This window comes from Malonomonas rubra (assembly GCF_003247215.1).
GTDB lineage: Bacteria > Desulfobacterota > Desulfuromonadia > Desulfuromonadales > Geopsychrobacteraceae > Malonomonas > Malonomonas rubra_A.
In genome coordinates this window covers 1-4810 of sequence record NZ_QKAP01000020.1, presented here as the reverse complement: position 1 = coordinate 4810, position 4810 = coordinate 1, and the positions used below count along the sequence as shown (strand labels likewise).

5 protein-coding genes are annotated in these 4810 nt (G+C 52.9%); all 5 read left to right on the top strand.

Annotation, left to right across the window (positions count from 1 at the left end; genetic code table 11):
• Nucleotides 1-205, top strand: a 205-nt coding sequence (locus Q7J88_RS01990) for a zinc ribbon domain-containing protein (RefSeq protein WP_303720475.1), incomplete at its 5' end; no start/stop codon positions are given.
• Nucleotides 206-556: 351 nt separating this feature from the next.
• Nucleotides 557-757, top strand: a complete 201-nt coding sequence (locus Q7J88_RS01985) for a hypothetical protein (protein ID WP_303720474.1) — start codon at nt 557-559, stop codon at nt 755-757.
• Nucleotides 758-923: 166 nt separating this feature from the next.
• The gene (gene pepN, locus Q7J88_RS01980; RefSeq protein ID WP_303720473.1) at nt 924-3563 is read left to right on the top strand and encodes an aminopeptidase N; all 2640 of its coding nucleotides are present in this window, start codon (nt 924-926) and stop codon (nt 3561-3563) included.
• Between the two features lie 11 nt (nt 3564-3574).
• Nucleotides 3575-4450: an SDR family oxidoreductase gene (locus Q7J88_RS01975; RefSeq protein ID WP_303720472.1), complete on the top strand. Its 876-nt coding sequence runs from the start codon at nt 3575-3577 to the stop codon at nt 4448-4450.
• Nucleotides 4447-4810 (top strand): EI24 domain-containing protein (locus Q7J88_RS01970; protein WP_303720471.1); only part of this gene is annotated, 364 nt, incomplete at its 3' end. The genes Q7J88_RS01975 and Q7J88_RS01970, both read left to right, overlap by 4 nt.

Sequence of the window (4810 nt, the reverse complement as noted above, 5' to 3'; positions counted from 1 at the left end):
CCTCGCAACAAGGACACATCGTTGTCCGAGTTGTGGCCTGGTCATAGATCGTGACCACAACGCGGCACTCAATATTCTTTCTAGGGCAGGAACTGCCCGAAGTCACGCCCGTGGAGAATCCTCTGACGGCGGAACGGCTCGCAATAGCCGGTCTACGAGTCATGGTTCGTTGAAACAGGAAGCTCCGTCGCTTGCGGCGGGGTAGTTCACACGTTCTGAAGAATAATGGTTTCACTGGCCGAATCGATGTTAACGATTCGGCTTTTTGGTTCTGGGAGTGCCATAAAACTTAAGAAAAGATTTTTTTGCGAGTTGCCTGATGGGAAAATTTTGTGCGCGCTGATGTGATGAAATACGTTAATAAAATCATTGGCTTGAAGGATTTATTTTAAATACGAAATTCCGTTTTTTAATAGATCGCTGTTTTATTGAAAAAATGAACAAAAATGAGAGTTGACTAGAATCCAATTGTGATATATGAAAAAAAATAACACTAAAGGTATTGCCTTGTTTCAAGAGGCTGCCTCTCACTCAACTTTATCAAGGAGTTTTTGCGATGGAAGCGCACAACCACAATTTAGCTGTGCCTTGCCGCTGCGGCGGGCAGGCTAAAATTTTTGGCCCGAGCGAGTATGCACCGACCAGCCATTGGGGAATCTACTGCTCACAAAATGATTGCGACAAGATGACTTCGGCAGATACCCTTGATGAGGCGGTCGAAATGTGGAATGAGGAGCAGGTATTCGCGATCTATTAAAACAAACAGCAAAATAATGCTGAAAAGAAATGGGCGACCTTGAAGGTCGCCTTTTCTTTTTCCTCTTCTTTCGGCTCGATACGAAAAATGCTATGATCTCCCGGTTGTCCGTGCAGGGCACTCTCCGTTAAAATACTTTTTAAGCCGTCTAGATGAAATTGAAGCCATGACCAACAAAACTAAAAATCCTGAACCAATCTATCTGCATGACTATAAAACCCCCGCCTACTTGGTTGAAGAGGTCGATTTGACCTTTCTGCTTGAGCCGAGTAAGACGAGGGTGGTGTCGCGGGTGCAGTTCTCCCGCAATCCGGACCGCCAGACAGCTGAACCGCTGGTACTGGATGGCAACAGCATGCAGCTCATCGCCGTCAAACTGAATAATGCTCCGTTGGACGATTCCGCTTATCGACTCGATGAAGAAAGTCTGGTCATAAACGAAGTGCCGGAAAAGTTTATGCTGGAGATAGAAACCCAGATCGACCCGGCCAGGAATACCTCGCTGGAAGGACTTTATCAGTCGAGCGGCAACTTCTGTACACAGTGCGAAGCGCACGGTTTCCGCAAGATCACCTATTATCCCGATCGCCCCGATGTGATGGCGCGCTTCAAGGTGCGGATCGAAGCGGACCAGCACTACCCGGTGTTGTTAAGTAACGGTAACTTGATAGGCGAGGGCGAGCTTCCGGGTGGGCGCCATTTTGCCGAGTGGGAGGATCCCTTCCCGAAGCCGAGTTATCTATTCGCGTTGGTCGCCGGCGATCTTGTCTGCCAGGAAGATCGTTACACGACCGTCTCCGGTCGCGAGGTGTTGTTGCAGATTTTTGTCGAGGAGCGCAACCGCAATTACTGCGATCACGCGATGCTGTCGCTGAAAAAATCGATGCAATGGGACGAAGAGGTTTTTGGCCTCGAATACGATCTCGACCGTTACATGATCGTCGCCGTCGATGATTTCAACATGGGGGCGATGGAGAACAAGGGGCTGAACGTTTTCAACTCAAAGTACGTGCTGGCCCATCCGGATACCGCGACCGACATCGATTATCTCGGAGTGGAAGGGGTGATCGGCCACGAATATTTTCACAACTGGACCGGCAACCGGGTCACCTGTCGCGACTGGTTTCAGCTCAGCCTGAAAGAAGGGTTGACTGTCTATCGGGATCAGCAGTTCTCTGCAGATATGAACTCGGCCGCCGTCAAGCGGATCGACGATGTGCGTATCCTGCGACAGCACCAGTTCCCAGAGGATGCCGGCCCGATGGCGCATCCGGTGCGCCCCGCCTCCTACGTAGAGATTAACAATTTCTACACCATGACCGTTTACAACAAAGGCGCGGAAGTGATCCGGATGATGCGCACTCTGCTTGGCAAAGAAAAGTTCATCGCCGGGGTGCAGCTCTACCTCAAACGGCACGACGGGCAGGCGGCAACCTGCGATGATTTTGTCAAGGCGATGGAAGATGCCGGTCAGATTGACCTGCAGCAATTCAAGCTCTGGTATTCGCAAGCTGGAACTCCGCAGGTGTTGGTCCGCAGCGATTACGATGAGACGCAGAAGCGCCTGACCCTGAAGATTCTGCAGCACTGCCCGCCAACGCCGGAGAAGCAGGAAAAACATCCGTTTTATATCCCGCTGGCGATTGGTTTGCTCGACGCTGATGGTACGGATCTTCCTTTGCAGTTGGCGGGTGAACCCGTCGCTGGCGATACGACCAGGGTATTGGAATTGACCGAGGCCGAGCAGACTTTCAGTTTTGTCGGTCTGCCGTCGAAACCGGTTATCTCAGCGTTGCGCGGGTTCTCAGCGCCGGTTCGGATTAAATGCGATTACAACGATGACGAGCTGGCGTTTCGCATGGCACGTGACAGTGATTCATTCAACCGCTGGGAAGCCGGGCAGACGCTGGCGATGAAAGAGTTGTTGCGGATGCTCAGTGACTTGGGAAACGGCCGGCAGTTTGCCCTGACGCCGAAATTCGTTACCGCTTGGCGACACGCGTTGGATGATCGTCAGGCTGATAAGAGCCTACTGACTCAGTTGCTCATCCTGCCGAGCGAACAGTACCTCGCCGATCAGCTTCCGGAATACGACCCCCAGGCGATCCGTGAAGTTCGTAACCGTGCACGTTGGCAGTTGGCGAGCGAATGCCAGGGGAGATTGCTGGAGCGCTACCAGGAATGTCAGGACGATGGGGTGTATTGCCTTGATCCGCTATCGGTCGGTCGACGCAGTTTGCGTAATTTTTGCCTGTCGCTTTTGATGGAGCTGCACGAACAGCGGATCACCGATTTTTGTTTACAACAGTATCGTGAGGCACACAATATGACCGATCGGTTGGCCGCTTTTGCTGCGCTGGTCGACAACCCGGCCGCCGAACGCAAACAGGTGATCGATGATTTTTTCCAGCAGTGGCAGGAACATCCGCTGGTTATCGACAAGTGGTTCAGTATCCAGGCGCTTTCACGTCAAGTGGATGCTTTTGCCGAGATTGAACAGCTTTTGCATCATCCGGCATTCAGCTTGAAAAATCCGAACCGCTTCCGTTCGCTGATCGGCGCCTTCACACAGAATCTGGCGGCATTCCACCGTGCCGACGGTGCCGGTTATCGACTACTGGCCGAGCAGATCCTTAAGCTTGATCAGCGTAACCCGCAGGTCGCAGCCCGCATGGCTGGTTCCTTTACCCGCTGGAGGAAGCTAGAGTCAAAACGGCGCGCACTGATGAAAGCTGAGCTGGAGCGGATGCAGACCGCCAAATTGTCGAAAGATTTATATGAAATCGTCAGTAAGAGTTTGCGTTAGGGAGGGATCGGTTGAAAAAGGTTGTAATCATCGGCTGCGGCGATATTGGTCGTCGGGTCGGCAAGATTTTGCTAGCGCAAGGAAAGAGCGTATTGGCCACGGCAAAGACCGCGGAACGAGCCGCTGAACTGCAGCAGCTTGGTTTTCAGGCTATCATCGGTAACTTCGATTATCAGGAAGATGCTCCAACCGTACCGGTGCATGGCAAACAGGTCTTCTATTTCATGCCGCCGCAAGGGGGTGGGAAAAGCGACTACCGGATGCTCAATTTCTGCCGTAAGCTTGCACCGGATAATGTTCCGAGCAAGCTGGTCTATATCAGTACCAGCGGTGTGTATGGCAATTGCGGTGGGGCCATGGTCACCGAGGAAACGCTGATCAATCCGCAGACCGCACGGGCGATGCGGCGCGCCAGCGCTGAAAGTCAATTGCAGGAACATGCGCAGAAGCTCGGCTTTGAACTGGTCATCCTGCGCGTGACCGGGATCTACGGGCCGGGTCGGTTGCCGGTAGCGCGGATTATGCAGGGTCACCCGGTACTGTTGCCGGAGGACGCTTCGTTCACCAACCGGATTCATACCTTCGACCTGGTGCAGGTCTGCCTGGCGGCGATGGAGAGGGGCGAAGGTGGTGACATTTTCAACGTCTGCGACGGACAGGAAAGTAGCATGACAGATTATTTTCTCGCCGTTGCCGACTTGTATCAGTTGCCGCGCCCCAAGCAGATCAGTATGGCGGAGGCGGAAAAAGAGATGAACCCGTTGATGCTGTCCTACCAGAAGGAGTCACGACGGATGTCGAATAAGAAGATGCTGGACAAGCTGGGGATCAAGCTGCAATGTCCGACCCTGGCAGTAGGACTGAAAGTGAGCAAGGAGGAACAATGATCGGCAATGTTGCCTCTGCTGCTGTTAAACCGGTGGCGAGTTTTACCCGCGGTTTCAGCTACCCGCTACGGGCGGCGAAATTCCTCGGCAAAAGGCCGGGACTGCTGAAATATCTGGCGCTTCCTTTTTCAATCAACGTGCTAATTTTTTCGTTGTCGGTTTATTTCGGTCTCGACTTGTTTGAGTTGATGCTGGAAACCTATGCGCCCGGAACCGAGGTCTGGTACGGGATGATTTTGTACTACCTGGCCTGGACGGTGGCGCTGCTGTTGACCGCGGTGGTGGTGTTCTTTTCCTTTACCGTGGTCGGCAACCTGATCGCCTCGCCGTTTAACGAACTGCTCTCCGAACGGGTGGAAG